The organism is Acinetobacter sp. ANC 4169 (assembly GCF_002135355.1).
Taxonomy (GTDB): domain Bacteria; phylum Pseudomonadota; class Gammaproteobacteria; order Pseudomonadales; family Moraxellaceae; genus Acinetobacter.
Map to the genome: position 1 here is coordinate 1 of NZ_NEGE01000015.1, position 15,678 is coordinate 15,678.

The 15,678-nt window shown below is 42.6% G+C and carries 12 protein-coding genes; 7 read left to right on the top strand and 5 right to left on the bottom strand.

Annotation, left to right across the window (positions count from 1 at the left end):
- Positions 1–292: 292 nt before the first annotated feature.
- The 3 genes from B9T26_RS12060 to ahpF all read right to left on the bottom strand — a co-directional run bounded on the left by B9T26_RS12060 (position 293) and on the right by ahpF (position 3,219).
- Positions 293–994: a VIT family protein gene (locus B9T26_RS12060; RefSeq protein ID WP_086199929.1), complete on the bottom strand. Its 702-nt coding sequence runs from the start codon at positions 992–994 to the stop codon at positions 293–295.
- A 120-nt stretch (positions 995–1,114) separates the two neighbouring features.
- A complete protein-coding gene (locus B9T26_RS12065; protein WP_086199930.1) occupies positions 1,115–1,459 on the bottom strand; it encodes a hypothetical protein in 345 nt (114 codons plus the stop codon).
- A 197-nt stretch (positions 1,460–1,656) separates the two neighbouring features.
- Positions 1,657–3,219, bottom strand: coding sequence for an alkyl hydroperoxide reductase subunit F (gene ahpF / locus B9T26_RS12070; RefSeq protein ID WP_086199931.1), 1,563 nt, complete (start codon positions 3,217–3,219; stop codon positions 1,657–1,659).
- Positions 3,220–3,483: 264 nt separating this feature from the next.
- On the opposite strand from ahpF, the gene B9T26_RS12075 reads away from it, so the two are divergent.
- Positions 3,484–3,705, top strand: a complete 222-nt coding sequence (locus B9T26_RS12075) for a DUF1653 domain-containing protein (RefSeq protein ID WP_086200018.1) — start codon at positions 3,484–3,486, stop codon at positions 3,703–3,705.
- A 62-nt stretch (positions 3,706–3,767) separates the two neighbouring features.
- The gene (locus B9T26_RS12080; RefSeq protein ID WP_086199932.1) at positions 3,768–4,358 is read left to right on the top strand and encodes an O-methyltransferase; all 591 of its coding nucleotides are present in this window, start codon (positions 3,768–3,770) and stop codon (positions 4,356–4,358) included.
- Between the two features lie 49 nt (positions 4,359–4,407).
- Here B9T26_RS12080 and B9T26_RS12085 read toward each other — a convergent pair whose 3' ends face one another.
- On the bottom strand, positions 4,408–4,614 hold the full coding sequence (locus B9T26_RS12085) for a KTSC domain-containing protein (protein WP_086199933.1): 207 nt from the start codon (positions 4,612–4,614) through the stop codon (positions 4,408–4,410).
- Between the two features lie 206 nt (positions 4,615–4,820).
- A complete protein-coding gene (gene ahpC / locus B9T26_RS12090) occupies positions 4,821–5,384 on the bottom strand; it encodes an alkyl hydroperoxide reductase subunit C (RefSeq protein WP_086199934.1) in 564 nt (187 codons plus the stop codon).
- 521 nt (positions 5,385–5,905) lie between these two features.
- Between ahpC and hrpA the strand changes: the two genes are divergently transcribed.
- The 5 genes from hrpA (at position 5,906) to B9T26_RS12115 (ending at position 15,673) form a co-directional block, all read left to right on the top strand.
- Complete coding sequence (gene hrpA / locus B9T26_RS12095; RefSeq protein WP_413772769.1) at positions 5,906–9,793, top strand: ATP-dependent RNA helicase HrpA; 3,888 nt, start codon at positions 5,906–5,908, stop codon at positions 9,791–9,793.
- A 28-nt stretch (positions 9,794–9,821) separates the two neighbouring features.
- The gene (locus tag B9T26_RS12100; RefSeq protein ID WP_086199936.1) at positions 9,822–10,931 is read left to right on the top strand and encodes a beta-ketoacyl-ACP synthase III; all 1,110 of its coding nucleotides are present in this window, start codon (positions 9,822–9,824) and stop codon (positions 10,929–10,931) included.
- Between the two features lie 11 nt (positions 10,932–10,942).
- Positions 10,943–11,701 carry a lysophospholipid acyltransferase family protein gene (locus tag B9T26_RS12105; protein ID WP_086199937.1) on the top strand — a complete coding sequence of 253 codons (759 nt, stop codon included), beginning with the start codon at positions 10,943–10,945 and terminating at the stop codon, positions 11,699–11,701.
- A gap of 161 nt (positions 11,702–11,862) precedes the next feature.
- On the top strand, positions 11,863–13,869 hold the full coding sequence (locus tag B9T26_RS12110; protein ID WP_086199938.1) for a hypothetical protein: 2,007 nt from the start codon (positions 11,863–11,865) through the stop codon (positions 13,867–13,869).
- 88 nt (positions 13,870–13,957) lie between these two features.
- Positions 13,958–15,673, top strand: a complete 1,716-nt coding sequence (locus B9T26_RS12115) for an AAA family ATPase (protein WP_086199939.1) — start codon at positions 13,958–13,960, stop codon at positions 15,671–15,673.
- Positions 15,674–15,678 lie beyond the last annotated feature (5 nt).

Here is a 15,678-nt window from a genome sequence, read left to right on the forward strand (position 1 = left end):
AAAATTAAACAGCAATCAATTTTAGCTTTAGCAACATCAATACCAAGATAAAACATAATCTTTACCTGCTTTATTTATTTAATTATTCTTACAGCATAACCACCGTCTTTTCTTGTGAATACAGCATCAAAGTGCTTGGTTACCGTCCAGAGTTGTGCAAGTGGTTAGGGCAAATAGCAGGTTTTATCTCTTTCACAGACTAGAAGTCTTAGGTCTATTACAAACTCTACTATTTGCATATAGTGGAAGCTAATCACTACATGCTCCAAGATACAAGGTCTAATAAAAAAAATTAAATCGGACTGACATTAAATAATGAGCCGATCCAGGTGGCAAAGCCCATGGCAATAATTCCCCAAATGGTGACGCGCAAACTGCCCTTAATTTTAGATGTCCCTGCAAAATGACCAGATAAAGCTCCTAATCCAGCCAAAGATAAAATGCCCACAATCATGACCACAACAGAAACGTATTGCTCGGGGCTGACTAAAATAGAAATCATGGGAAATAAAGCGCCGACAGAAAATGCAAGGGCAGAGGAGCCTGCTGCCTGTAAGGGGTTCGCTGCGGTATTTTCATGAATGCCTATTTCATCGCGTGCATGAGCTTCCAGAGCATTGTTGGCAGTAAGCTGAACGGCAACATCATGTGCCAATTCAGCTGTTAAACCACGCTTAATATAAATTTGCGTGAGTTCTTTCAATTCATGCTGAGGGTTTCGTTGCAGCTCACGTGCTTCCATATCTAGATCTGCCTTTTCAATATCGACTTGAGATTTGACAGAAATATATTCACCGGCTGCCATGGAACTGGCACCTGAAATGAGTCCGGCAATGCAGGTAATCAGCAAAGTATGGGAAGTTGCACCACTGGCAGCCATCCCCATAATCAGGCTGGTGACGGAAATGATTCCATCATTGGCACCAAGCACTGCAGCACGTAACCAGCCTGTTCTTTGAATATAGTGTTTTTCCAGATGATAAGAATGTGACATATAGGGAGGCACTTAATTATTCGTTATTAGGATTACCATAAAAGAAATGTGAATAAAAAAGCAAGATTAATCAATAAAAAAGCTCCTTTTTAAGGAGCTTTTTTATTTTAATGATTCACATTATTGTTGAGCTCTTTCTCGAACATTAGAAGCACCTTGCTCTACAGCAGCGGCAGTATTTGCAGTGGCTTCTTTCGCTGCATCTTTAACATCTTTGGCTGCGGCTTCAGTTTTAGCTGCAGCTTCATCACCTGCTGCCTCAATTTTCGAGGTTGCTTCATCAGTAGCCGCTTGAGTTTTAGCTTCTGCTTCCTTTGTTGCATCAGAAATATCATGACTGGCTTGATTAGCTGCATTTTCAAGATGTTCACCAGTGGTTGCACCTGTTTCAGGTGCTTCTTGTTTATTACAGCCCACCAGGGCAACGCTAGCAGCAAGACCTAAAGCAATAAGCACTTTATTCATTTTCATTTCCTTCTAATTGTGGCACCCACCTAAATAGGGGTATTTTGAATATAACGAAAAAAATGCACAAATAATGAGCTAAAATTGTTAATTAAATGTAATTATTTTTTATGAAAAAATGAGTGAAAAAAAAGGCTTATACCACTAAAGCAGTGATACAAGCCTAATAGAACAACTTTGCTATTTAATGGTGATAATTACGCGTTACGAATAATGTAATCAAAAGCAGAAAGCGATGCCTTGGCGCCTTCACCGGTGGCAATGATGATCTGCTTGTACGGAACCGTAGTACAGTCACCGGCAGCAAACACACCCTTCACGTTGGTTTCGTTGCGTTCGTTAATCACGATCTCGCCACGGTTGCTGAGTTCCACTTTTGAGGCTTTCAGGAAATCGGTGTTCGGCAACAGCCCGATCTGCACAAAGATCCCCGCCAGTTCAACCGTATGTTCAACCTCAGTGGCACGGTCCTTGTATTTCAGGGCAGTCACCTGTGAACCGTCACCCACCACTTCAGTCGACAAGGCATTTTTGATCACGGTGGTGTTTGGCAGGCTGTTGAGTTTGTCCTGTAGCACCTGATCGGCACGCAGTTTGGTGTCAAACTCTACCAGCGTTACATGCTCGACAATCCCGGCCAGATCAATCGCCGCTTCCACACCCGAGTTACCGCCACCAATCACTGCAACACGCTTGCCCTTGAACAGTGGACCGTCACAGTGCGGGCAGTAGGCTACACCACGGGTTTTGTATTCCTGTTCACCTGGAACATTCATCTCTCTCCAGCGAGCACCGGTCGACAGGATCACGGTTTTGGATTCCAGTTTGGCACCATTCTCTAAAGTCACTTCAACCAGACCGTTTTCAGTTTCATCGGCACCCTTGATCGCAGCCACTTTTTGCAGGTTCATGATGTCGACGCCGTACTCACGTACATGCGCTTCCATCTCGGCAGCAAATTTTGGCCCCTGGGTTTTCTTCACTGAAGTGTAGTTTTCAATGTCCATGGTATCCATGACCTGACCGCCAAAGCGTTCCGCCACAATCCCGGTATTGATGCCTTTACGGGCTGCATAGATCGCTGAAGTATTGCCTGCAGGGCCGCCGCCAATCACCAGCACATCAAACGTGTCTTTGGCATTCAGTTTCTCTGCATCCTTGGCTGCCGAGTTGGTGTCCAGTTTGGCAATGATTTCTTCCAAAGTCATACGGCCCTGACCAATGTGGTTGCCGTCCTGGAACAGCATCGGAACGGCCATGATCTTGCGCTGTTCCACTTCGTCCTGAAAGAACGCCCCGTCAATCATGGTGGCGGTGGTGCCTGGATTGTTGATCGCAATCAGGTTCAGGGCCTGCACCACGTCCGGACAGTTATGGCAGCTTAGTGAGACGAACACTTCAAAGTCAGCCGTCAGGTTCAGACCCTTGATTTGAGCCAGCACTTCATCCGAGACTTTTGGGGCATAACCGGAGACTTGTAACAATGCCAGAATCAAGGAAGTAAATTCATGCCCCATCGGCAAGCCGGCAAAGTTGACGCGCGGCTGTTCGCCGGCTTTGGCCACACCAAAGCTTGGTGCACGGCTGTTCGTGCCGTCAAAACGGGCTGTGACCTGATCTGACAGTGCGGCAATTTCAGTCACCAGTTCCTTGATTTTGTCAGACTTGTCCGAACCGTCCAGCGTCGCGACCAGTTCAATCGGGCCTTCCAGGCGTTCCAATAAGGTTTTAAGTTGGGCTGAAGTATTTTGATCTAACATGGCTAACGTCTCCAAAGGAGTAAATATTTATTTGATGAGACAATAATAATAAAATCTAAAACATAGGTAAAACAGTTCATTTATATAAAAACAATCGTTTTAATAGATTGATAATTTATTTACGAATGATGTTCTATCAAATAGATGATGGTTTAATGTGAATATTCAAGTATTTAATCAAAATTAAAGCATTTTTTATAAATGATTGCATACTTAAGAGCAATTTTGATTATGATGGCATCATGCTTTAATAAGGTCATAAAAATGCAACTAAAATCTGGAATTTATCAACACTATAAAGGCAAGTTATATCAGGTCTTTCATGTTGCCACCCATAGCGAAACGGCTGAGAAACTTGTGGTTTATCAATGTTTATATGGTGATTATTCAATGTGGGTACGTCCTTTAACCATGTTTCAGGAAACGGTCACCCTCGAGAATGGTGAAGTTTTGCCAAGATTTAAATTAATTCAAGAAACGACATAAGCTGGATTAAAGACATCGATAAACGCTAGACTCAACCGAATAATAAAATCGAGATATCTGCAATGAGTATGAGTGAGACATTTCAAAAACGAATGCATGAGCTGTATCAAGGATTTATTAAATTTGATGCCTTACAAAAAGATCGTATCCAGCGTTATCGTAATATCGAGCCGGATTCCGCTTTATTTTTAGCCATGCAGGTACGCCTGCAGCAATCCAAGGCTATTTTGGAGATTGGCACTTCAACCGGTTATTCGACGTTATGGCTGGCCAATGCAGCGCAGACTTCACAAGGTCATGTCACGACTCTGGAAATTGATCCGGCACGTACCCGGCAAGCTCAGCAATATGCCCAGGAATTGCAATTAAGTGAAGTGATTGATTTTTGGGTGGGGGATGCACAAAGTTTTCTTGAAAATACCGAACAGCAATATGACTTTATCTTGCTGGATGCGGAACGGGATAGCTATGTTGATTACTGGCAGTATTTGCAGCATATGCTGCATCGCAAAAATGGGGTTATGTTTGTCGATAATGTGATATCGCATGCAGCAGAAGTTAAACAGTTTATTGAATTGGTAAAAAGTGATGAACGTTTTATGAGCATGACCCTGTCTATTGGTGCAGGCTTATTTATGATTTGTTATAAATAAAAAAATTAATTCATGGTGTTTAAAAATCAGGGATAAACCCTGATTTTTTTTAATCAATCGAAACCCGGGTAAAGTGCAAATCATATTCGAGATATTTATGGACAAATGCTGCCTTATCATGGCTGCGAAGCAGGTTGTTATAAATGAATTCCGGAACAGGGTGATAGAGTTCAGCTGAACCATTATTATAAAAAATTTTAAGATAACGTGATGACGGACTGTATTTCCAAAAAGTTACAGCAATTTGTGTTCCCATAAGCACCTCATTTTTTATATGACCAAAGCCATTTGATGTCTTACTGAGCATGACCATACGGAACAGGTCATTATTGATGTATAACAGAAATAATTGCCGAAAGGTAGCTTGGAATTAAGATTTAGTTTGCTGTGAACTAAAAACCAATTGCAAAAAAAACCACGCTAAAAAGCGTGGTTTTTTGAATCAGTTCAATCTAATACAGATTAGATTTTACCAACTAGGTCGATTGAAGGAGCTAAAGTAGCATCGCCTTCTTTCCATTTAGCTGGGCAAACTTCGCCTGGGTGAGCGTGAACGTATTGAGCTGCTTTAACTTTACGAAGAAGTTCTTGAGCATCACGGCCAACACCACCAGCGTTGATTTCAACGATTTGGATTTTACCTTCTGGATCGATAACGAAAGTACCACGGTCAGCAAGACCAGCAGCTTCGATTAATACGTCGAAGTTTTTAGCAAGAGTCCAGTTCGCATCACCAACCATTACGTATTGGATTTTTTTGATTTCTTCTGAAGAATCGTGCCAAGCTTTGTGAGTGAAATGAGTATCAGTAGAAACTGAATAGATTTCAACGCCTAATTTTTGGAATTCAGCATAGTTGTCTGCAAGGTCACCAAGTTCAGTTGGGCAAACAAAAGTAAAGTCAGCTGGGTAGAAGAATACTACAGACCATTTGCCTTTAAGATCAGCTTCAGTTACGTCGATAAATTGACCATTTTGGAATGCAGTTGCTTTAAATGGTTTAACTTCTGTATTAATTAAGCTCATCATTGTCTCCATGATTGAGGTTTGTATTTGATTTCCAAAAGGATAGCGAATTTTTTGTTATTGCTGAAACAGTATTTTTACATTATTGAAATCGGAAAAACCGAATTAACTAATATAAAGCCTACAATTCCACCAAATCTGATTCTTTTATCTATTCAATCATCTAAGCATGATGATTGAATGACAAAAGCGCAGTTCTTCAGCTTGCCTAACAACATGAAGGTTGATGCACTAAAATTCAAGGGTAAATTTTTTAAAAATTTAATTTGTTTTTAGAGTGAATCATTTTATTGATTTTTCCTCATCCTGGCTTAGACGAAACTTGGTGATAAAGTGCTGCTTGATCGCTTGAATCATGCTCAAAACTAAAGGAAGTAAAATAATCTTGTATTTAAAACAGCATGAATAAATATATTGCTGGCTTTCTCTCAGCCACGTTACAGCGTAAAATACTCAGTTCAATTTTTTTGTTTTAGGGTAAGTTATCTGTGGTCAGTCATTTAAATGTAGATCAATGGGTCATGGCACGTGACCGTCATCGTTTAAATCGACTCCGCAAAGGTAAAGATGCCAGTGAGGCGCAATACCAAGAATTATTTGAAAAATCCAATCATAAAGTTCGTGAGCGTCTATCCCGTGTTCCGAACATCAAACTGAATCAAGACCTGCCTGTTACTCAATATAAAGATAAGTTGATTGAAGCAATTCAACAGCATCAGGTGATTATTGTAGCGGGGGAAACCGGTTCCGGTAAAACCACCCAACTGCCGCAAATTGCCATGCTGGCGGGACGGGGTTTAACCGGTATGATTGGTCATACCCAACCGCGACGTTTGGCTGCGCGTAGCGTATCGCAACGTATTGCCGAAGAAGTCGGGGAAAAGCTGGGTGAGTCGATCGGTTTTAAAATCCGTTTTAATGAACAGGGTTCACAAGATTCTATTGTGCGTTTAATGACGGATGGTATTTTGCTGGCAGAACTGGCGAATGACCGCTACTTAACCAAATACGACACCATTATTATTGATGAAGCACATGAGCGTTCGCTGAATATCGACTTCATCATGGGCTATCTGAAACAGCTTTTGCCTAAACGTCGTGATTTAAAAGTCATCATTACTTCAGCAACGCTGGACGTAAACCGCTTTAGCAACTACTTTTTTGATGCTCCAGTTTTTGAAGTCGAAGGCCGTAGTTTCCCGGTAGAACTTCGTTATCGCCCCATTTCAGAAATGAGCATTGGCGGTAGTGATGATGATGAATTTGATGACTTTGAAGAAAACCTGCCGCGCGCAGTGGTTCAGGCTGTAGAAGAATGTTTTGCCGATGCACAGCAAAAAGGCCATCCGGAACATGCCGATATCCTGATTTTTGCCAGTACCGAACAGGAAATTCGTGAACTGCAAGAAACCTTGCAAAAGCATGGTCCACGCCATACCGAAATTTTGCCTTTATATGCCCGTTTAGCCATAGCAGAACAGCAAAAGATTTTTAGTTCTGGCGGTGGTGGACGACGTATTATTATTGCCACCAACGTGGCCGAAACGGCGTTAACTGTACCGAATATTCGCTATGTCATTGACAGCGGTTTTGCGCGTATTTCACGCTATAGCTATCGTTCACGGGTGCAGCGCTTACCGATTGAAGCGGTATCGCAAGCGGCAGCCAATCAGCGTAAAGGGCGTTGTGGCCGTATTGCACCGGGTGTCTGTATTCGACTATACAGTGAGGAAGATTTTCAAAGCCGTCCTGAATTTACCGAACCCGAGATTAAACGAACCAATCTGGCTTCGGTCATTTTACAGATGCAAAGTCTGAATCTGGGCGAGCTGGAAAGTTTTGACTTTATTGAACCGCCGGATCATCGCCTAGTCAATGATGGCCGCAAGTTGTTAATTGAGTTAGGGGCTCTTTCTGAGAAAAATCCCCCTAAAGTTATTGATGAAAAGCAATCTGTAACTTCTTCCCCCTTTTCCAAAGGGGGAACACAAGGGGGATTAACCAAAATCGGTCAGCAAATGGCAAAAATGCCAATTGATCCACGTCTGGCACGCATGATTTTGGGTGGGGCACATTTTGGTGTGCTGAATGAAGTACTGATTATTGTCGCAGCTTTAGCTGTGCAAGACCCGCGTGAACGTCCGGCCGATAAACAGATGCAAGCCGATCAGAAACATGCCTTATTTAAGGAAGGGGATTCTGATTTCCTGTTCTACATTAAGTTATGGGAAACCTTGCAAAATAATCGTGCGTCGATGAATGAAAACAAACGTCGTAATTTTGCCCGTCAGCACTTTTTAAGCTGGTTGCGTTTGCGTGAGTGGAAAAAAACGCATGAGCAATTATCTGAGCTGGCGCAGGGATTAAAACTATCTTTCAATGATAAAAAAGCCAGTTATGAAAACCTGCATCGTGCCTTATTGACCGGTTTGCTTTCGTTTATTGCCAACAAGACTGATGAACGCAATGTGTTTATGGCAGTGCGTCAGCAAAAAGCCCGTATTTTCCCGGCTTCGACCTTGCATAAGACCAATACACCTTGGGTGATGGCTTTTGAAATGGTGGAAACTTCACAGGTATATCTGCGAACTTTGGCCAAGATTGAACCTGAATGGATTCTGCTGGCTGCGCGCGACTTGCTTAAGCATCACTATTTTGAGCCACATTGGTCGAAGAAGGCCGGAGTGGTGAATGCCTATGACCAGATTTCCCTGTTTGGCTTGATCATTGAGCCGAAGCGTTTGATGAACTATGAAAAAGTCGATCAGGCTGCGGCACATGAAATTTTCCTGCGCGATGCCCTAACCACAGGCAATTTGGGCATTACGCCGCCATTCTTAAAACACAACTTGCTTAAACTTGAAGAAGTTGAACGGGTGGAAGATAAGCTGCGTCGTCGTGACCTGGTGGTGGATGAAGAAACCATCTATCAGTTCTATGCGTCGAAAGTGCCACAAGAAGTCGCCAGCCGCAGTAGTTTTGAAGACTGGCGTGCCACGGTTGAGCCACAGCATCCACGCTATTTATTTGTCGAAGATGATGCGCTGTGGATGAATGACCGTCCGACCACACAGCAATTCCCTGACTATTTACACAATGGTGCATTACGTTTAGCTGCCAGCTACCGTTTTGATCCGAGCCATGATGAAGATGGTGCAACGGTTAAAATTCCAGTACAGGCATTGCCACAGGTCGATGAAAACATCTGGTCTTGGGGTATTCCGGGCTGGCGTGAAGATTTGATTGAAGCACTATTAAAATCGTTGCCTAAAGACAAACGCCGTAATCTGGTACCGATTCCGGACACAGCACGTAAATTAATTTCCCGTATTGATGCAGTCAATTTACGCCAGCATATTTTCAGCTTTCTGGCTTTTCAGCTGCGTGGCGATCAGGTCAGTGAAAAAGATTTTTCTTTTGAACGGGTTGATCAGTATTTGCTGCCGTTCATTAAAGTGATTGATGAAAAAGGCCGGGTGATTGAAAAAGGCCGTGATTTGGCTGAACTTAAGGCGCGTTGCCGTACAGAAACGCATAGTCCGGTCAAACAGCTGAAAGGTGAGTTTAAAACCTTCCCTGACAATTTTACTTTTGAAGCCTCACAAAAAGTGACGGGTGTGGTGGTGAAGCAATATCAGGCTTTGGTACCAAGCAAATCTTTTGCAGAACTGGAAACTAAAGATGAATCTGGCGTGGTGATTCAAACCTTTAATGATCAGGCAGAAGCCATTAAGCAGCATCGGGAAGGGGTGATTCATCTGGTGTATATGCAGCTGGGTGATTTGATTCGTCAACTGAAAAAACAGATTTCCAAACCACTGGCTTTGGCCTATTCACCGCTTGGCGACAAGGCTCAACTGGAGCAAATGTTAGTTTATGCCACACTTCAGATGACAATAAATGATCTTCCTGTCAATGCTGAAGAGTTTCAAAACTTGATTTTAAATGTAAAAAAATCTTTCCTAACGCATGGTCAAGTGGCATTATCTGTACTCAGTGATATTTATATCCAATGGCAGGATATTCGTCGGAAATTGTTGGTTTTAGACGATTCTATCTTTGGAAAAAATATTGATGACATTGAAGATCAGCTTGATTTGATGAGTCTTTCCAACTGTGTGTATGTGAAAACTTCGGACATCTGGCAGGAATTTCCACGCTATTTGAAGGCACTGGTCTTGCGTTTGGAGCGCTTGCCAAATAACCTACAAAGGGACAATTCTGCCATTGATCAAGTTGACGCCTGGATGGAAAAATTGTTTAAGTTTAAAAATGACGCTCGCCTGAAGGAACTGTACTTTATGGTAGAAGAATTTCGCATTTCCTTGTTCTCACAGCCAATGAAAACAAAAATGCCGGTTTCTCCAACCAGATTGCAAAAAGTATGGCATCAGTTAGGCCTCAGTTAACATAGCGTAAAATTAACAGGAGTTTTACATGGGCATTCGTATTACCGGTACTGGTCTTTATCACCCAGAAGAAGCCATTAGCAATGAAGAATTAGTGGCAAGTCTAAATGCTTATGTGGAACAGTTTAACCACGACAATGCGGATAAAATCGCAGCCGGTGAAATTGAAGCACGTCGCGGTTCAAATGCAGAATTTATTGAAAAAGCTTCTGGTGTTAAAAGTCGCTATGTTGCTGAAAAATCAGGCATCCTAGATCCTAAACGTCTACATCCACGTTTACGTGAACGCAGCAATGACGAACTTTCTATTCAAGCCGAATGGGGGGTAACTGCTGCTAAACAGGCGATGGAAAATGCCGGTGTAACAGCTGAAGATATCGATGTGGTGATTCTTTCATGTTCAAACATCCAGCGTGCTTATCCTGCTGTAGCGATTGAAATTCAAACGGCTTTGGGTATTGAAGGCTATGCCTATGACATGAATGTTGCCTGTTCTGCTGCAACCTTTGGTTTAAAACAGGCCGCTGATGCAATCAAAACTGGCGCACGCCGTGTATTGTTGGTGAATGTCGAGATTACTTCGGGTCACACCGATTTCCGTTCACGTGATTGTCACTTTATTTTTGGTGATGTGGCTACAGCATCGATTATTGAGGATACGACCACTAAAACCGGTTTTGACATTTTAGATACGCATTTGTTTACCCAATTCTCAAACAACATTCGTAACAACTTCGGTTACTTAAACCGTAGCGAAGATGCAGTGGTTGATGACAAACTGTTCCGTCAAGACGGTCGTAAAGTCTTTAAAGAAGTGTGTCCACTGGTTGCGAAAATCATTACCAAGCAACTAGAGAAAAATGAAATTGCACCGACAGACGTTAAACGTTTCTGGTTGCACCAAGCCAATGCCAGCATGAATGACCTCATTTTAAAATATGTAGTCGGTAAAGATGCAGACCGTGCGCTTGTGCCTATTATTTTAGATGAATTTGCCAATACCTCTTCTGCAGGTGTGATCATTGCATTGCACCGTACAGCACATGAAGTGAATGATGGCGAGTACGGTGTACTTTGTTCATTCGGTGCAGGTTATTCTGTAGGTTCGGTTCTTGTACAAAAACACCTTGTTGCATAAGGAACAATATATTGCAGGTTGAGCATGATGCAAGATGGATCAAGCGTCTAAGTACCTTGTCCAGACTGTATTTCACGCCAACCTTTTTAGGTGCTGAACATATATATGCCTCAAAACCTGCAATGTATGTCGGGAATCACACCCTGTATGGGGTGTTTGATTCACCAATCCTGATCGATTATTTATATAATCATCATAAAGTGGCTGTGCTCAGTATTGCTGATCATGGTCATTTTTATTTGCCGGGCTGGCGTACTCTGTTTAAGAAATTTGGTGCGGTCGATGGTGAAAAAGAATATATCCGTGCAGCGATGCGTCAAGGTTATTCTATTCTGGTCTTTCCCGGTGGCGGACGCGAGGTATTGAAAAGAAAAGGTGAGGCTTATCAGCTGATCTGGAAACAGCGTTACGGTTTCCTAAAACTGGCGCAAGAATTTAACTATGACATTGTTCCATTTGCAGCACTGGGCGGAGATGAAATCTTTGAACTGGGTTTTGATGCCAATCTGATTGTTGAAAGTCAATGGTTTCAGAAACTGCTCAAGGTTCCACAATTGGATAAACTGCTGAGACATGGCGATGTGATTCCATCATTGCCTAAACATATGATCCCAAAACGCTTGCCTTTTTATTTTCAGTTTATGCCACGGCAAAATTTAGCCCCTATTGAAAACATGCAACAATTACAGGATTTTCGTGATCAGATCCAGCAGCAAATCTATGCAGGATTAACACATTTAAAACAACAGCGTGACCATAAAAAGACTTGAGCAGATTTAATTGATATTTATTTCCACAATTATAAATGGATGAATCAGTCATTAGACTTTAGGGATTCATCGAGCAGGTTTGATTAAATTCTAAAGTCGGCATACATTATCCTGATGAGATGATTATTTATCCGGGCTGCTAAGTTTAATTTGGGGCGAGTATGGAACAGGAACGTTTAGTACCGCAATATCAAGGGATTGCGAAACAGTTACTCAGAATTTCTAAAAGTTTAAATGATATTTTTCAAGATCAGCTGCATTTTGTGGGTGATCTGAATGCGCAAAATATGTTTCGCATTGATCAGGAGCGACATCGTGTACAAGTCGCCAATGGTTTATTTCAGCTGCAATTTCATGCACCACAGATGACTTCAAAAAGCATTTTGCATTGTGATTTTACCTACCTGGGGCAGAAAGCTGAATTATTAGAAGAATTTATTCTGCATGACCTGTACTTTTTAACCAATGATTTAAAGCCGCAACATTCACTTTATTTGCGTCAAAAAGCCCAACAATTGCGACAGCTATTGCTAGATCAGATCTATCTATGGGTGCATGGCGCAGAGCGGGTGAGCGCTTATTTGAAAAATCTTTCATTGCTGGAAGCTGAAATTATTGATCAGCTGATGATGAAGGCCAATATTTATTCTTTTGCCGTTTTGACTGATTATGTGGTGAATAAAACGGCATTGCCTGAAGCAGTGATCCAGCTGTTGCAAGAGATCTGTTCTGTGCAAAGGGTTTATGGCGATGAATTTTTACCTATCCAGTCCTTAATGGAGGCGCTGGATGAGTTTTGTTTTAGCGCCGCGCAGTTTTTACCTGCGCCCATGTATCGCATTCTGGCGCTTTCATTTGAAGAGCGCTTTAACTTGCATGAGTTAATCGAACATCAAGACGATATCCAGTTGCTCTATCGGCATGCGCAAGAACAACCGGCCTTACTTGGTTTTGTGCGTTTAATGCGGCGTGAACTTTGGCAGCGTGATGATTTACTTTCTAAGCAAAATTTTTTAGATACTTCGACTGTGGTCTGGCAAAAGAAAGTCGCAAAATTACCGTTATTTGATTATCCGCGTGCGGCAAACTGGCTGTTTAAACAGTCTGCGGAGGTTCTGGACTGGCTGAGCCGCAATATTCAACAGAGCAGTGTGCGAGTGGCAGTCACGGCCCTCAGTTTTGTCGATAGCAGTCAGGTTCATCCACAAGTCATTTTAGCCACCTTGCAATATTTTCAGCATTGTTCCGCACGTATGTTTATTCATAGCTGCCACTATTTTGCCATGCAGGAAGCCTGGTTTGAACATGAAGATAATCAGAGCGTGGTGCTAAAAGGGCAAGATCAAGCGCTGGATGATCATCGCATTGCCATTAGTCCTTCCATTTTATATCTGGATGAATGGATGGAATTTATGCGCAATGTCAGCAAAGGCAATGAACAAATCATTAAAAAAATCTATTTGCGCCTAAGTCGGGTGATGCAGGCCTATATGCTGCATCTGCATAAAATCACCCAAGATTTTGGCAATGATTTAATGGCGTATATCCGGCCTGAAACCCATCAAAATCGTGAGTTTTATACGGTGTTGCAGCGCTATAAAATGCAGCTGGATGAGTTCCGGCAGGTGTTTTATTTGCGTGGTCGAAACATCCGGGTGTCTGTGTTTGATTCCTATGTGCGGGATTATCTGGTCGAATTTTTTAAGGATAATCAGTCTGTAGCGAAAAGTACCAGCTGGATCGGGTTTTATCATCAGGCGACGGATTGGCATAATCACATTCAAAAGCAGGAAATTATCAGCCAGCTCAAGAAAAATTATGCACTTGTAGTATGGTCACCGGTGATGCCAGAAAAAATCATGCACTTTTCCAGCTGGAGCTTTGAAGAGCTGGCAGATCTGGATCGCATTATTCAGGAATCACAAAGGTGTCAGAATTGTCTGGCGGCAAGCTATGCACAGCGAATTATTGAAAGGGAATATGTGGCTTTTCATATGGTCTCGCAAACCGGCAAGCTGCATATGACTTTAGGCTGTTACCTGCGGGATGGTCAATTGATCTATGACCAGCTGGAATATCCGCATAATAAAAAAACCGAATATCTTTTTGTAAATATCGCGCTGCAATTTATCTCCTGGTTAAACACCGAGTTTGCGCCGTTTAAGTGACAGTGGCTGTCGCTAAACTTTTTTCTGGGCTTAACTTTTAGGGAAAAAATCGGTAGGCTATAGCCGTTAATTTACGGTTATAGGTCTTATGAAACAAGAAACTGCACTCAAGCTTTTAAAAGCAGGCGAAAATGTCTTTTTAACAGGTTCGGCTGGTGCAGGGAAAACCTATACACTCAATCAGTACATCAATTATCTGAAAGCGCGTAAAGTACCGGTTGCCATTACCGCATCCACAGGCATTGCTGCAACGCATATGAATGGCATGACCATTCATACCTGGGCCGGAATTGGCATCAAGGATTTTCTGGCAGATGCCGACCTGAAAAACATGAAGGAACGCAAATACCTAAAAGAGCATTTGGAAAATGCCCAGGTACTGATTATTGATGAAATTTCCATGCTGCATGCCAAGCAGCTCAATCTGGTCAATCAGGTTTTAAAATATTTCAAAGAAAGCGATGAAGCTTTTGGCGGGATTCAGGTGATTGTTGCAGGTGACTTTTTCCAGTTACCGCCGGTAGGTAAAAATGATGAACGCAACCGTGACAAATTCTGCTTTATGTCGGATGCCTGGGTTGAGGCAAAATTTCGGGTCTGTTATCTGACCGAGCAACACCGTCAGGGCAATGACTATTTAAATGACATCTTGAATGCTATTCGTAGCCAGAGCATTAGCGCTGAGCATCTTCAGGCTTTGGAACAGACCCGGCATCAGGATATTGGTGAAACCTTTACCCGTCTATATACCCACAATATGGATGTGGATAGCATCAACTTTAAGCATCTGAATGCCATTGATGCAGATGGGCGTCAATTTGATGCGGTGTGTGATGGTAATGACAAGCTGATTGAAACTTTGAAATCTTCAGTTCGTGCGCCTGAAAATCTGACTCTAAAGAAAAATGCCAAAGTGATGTTTGTGAAAAACAACTTTGATATGGGCTATATCAACGGCAGTTTGGGTGAGGTGATTGGCTTTGAAGAAGATGATGAACACGGCATTTTGCCAAAAGTAAAATTGACCGATGGTACGGTACTGGTGGTTGAGCCTGAAACCTGGTCGGTCGATAACGATGCCGGAAAAACCATTGCCAGCTTTCAGCAAATTCCGTTACGCCTGGCGTGGGCCATTACCATTCATAAGTCACAAGGCATGACGCTGGAAGCAGCTGAAATCAACCTGGCGCATACCTTTGAGAAAGGTCAGGGCTATGTGGCATTATCCCGTTTAAAAGCTTTAGCGGGATTAAAGTTGCTCGGGATGAATGAACAGGCCTTGGAGCTGGATAGTTTGTCTATTAAGGCTGATCGCCGTTTTCAGGAATTGTCAGAAGAGGCGGAAAATCACTTTGCGCTGATCGATTTAAGTCCGCAGCATAAGGCCTTTATCCGTCATTGTGGCGGTACCCTGAATGAAACCGAAATTCAGCGCAATGAAAAGAAAATTGCCAAGAGTGGCGGTAAAACCAATTATGCCACTGCCACACTGGATGAAACCCGGGAACTGTTTGAAGAAGGCTATGAAATTCAGGATATTGCCGTAGAGCGTGGGTTAACACCAGCGACCATTATCAATCATTTGGCCAAACTGCATAAAGAGCAAGGTCTGGATATTTCGGTGGCTCATCCGGGCGATGAGGTGGTGGAACAGGTACGTAAAATCTATAAGCGTTTAATGAAACGACAAAGTCCTGAACATTTTAGTGAGGATGGTGTGATTAAGCTGCGTCCGATTGTTGAGGCGACCAGTCCGCGTATGGGCTATGACCAGGTACGCTTGGCGCTACTTTTTGTTGAATAATTTTT

What these genes read in the sequence shown, in the direction of transcription:
- B9T26_RS12060 (WP_086199929.1), bottom strand. Translation starts at nt 994, where the DNA reads ATGTCACATTCTTATCATCTGGAAAAACACTATATTCAAAGAACAGGC.
- B9T26_RS12065 (WP_086199930.1), bottom strand. Translation starts at nt 1,459, where the DNA reads ATGAATAAAGTGCTTATTGCTTTAGGTCTTGCTGCTAGCGTTGCCCTG.
- ahpF (WP_086199931.1), bottom strand. Translation starts at nt 3,219, where the DNA reads ATGTTAGATCAAAATACTTCAGCCCAACTTAAAACCTTATTGGAACGC.
- B9T26_RS12075 (WP_086200018.1), top strand. Translation starts at nt 3,484, where the DNA reads ATGCAACTAAAATCTGGAATTTATCAACACTATAAAGGCAAGTTATAT.
- B9T26_RS12080 (WP_086199932.1), top strand. Translation starts at nt 3,768, where the DNA reads ATGAGTATGAGTGAGACATTTCAAAAACGAATGCATGAGCTGTATCAA.
- B9T26_RS12085 (WP_086199933.1), bottom strand. Translation starts at nt 4,614, where the DNA reads ATGGGAACACAAATTGCTGTAACTTTTTGGAAATACAGTCCGTCATCA.
- ahpC (WP_086199934.1), bottom strand. Translation starts at nt 5,384, where the DNA reads ATGAGCTTAATTAATACAGAAGTTAAACCATTTAAAGCAACTGCATTC.
- hrpA (WP_413772769.1), top strand. Translation starts at nt 5,906, where the DNA reads ATGGCACGTGACCGTCATCGTTTAAATCGACTCCGCAAAGGTAAAGAT.
- B9T26_RS12100 (WP_086199936.1), top strand. Translation starts at nt 9,822, where the DNA reads ATGGGCATTCGTATTACCGGTACTGGTCTTTATCACCCAGAAGAAGCC.
- B9T26_RS12110 (WP_086199938.1), top strand. Translation starts at nt 11,863, where the DNA reads ATGGAACAGGAACGTTTAGTACCGCAATATCAAGGGATTGCGAAACAG.
- B9T26_RS12115 (WP_086199939.1), top strand. Translation starts at nt 13,958, where the DNA reads ATGAAACAAGAAACTGCACTCAAGCTTTTAAAAGCAGGCGAAAATGTC.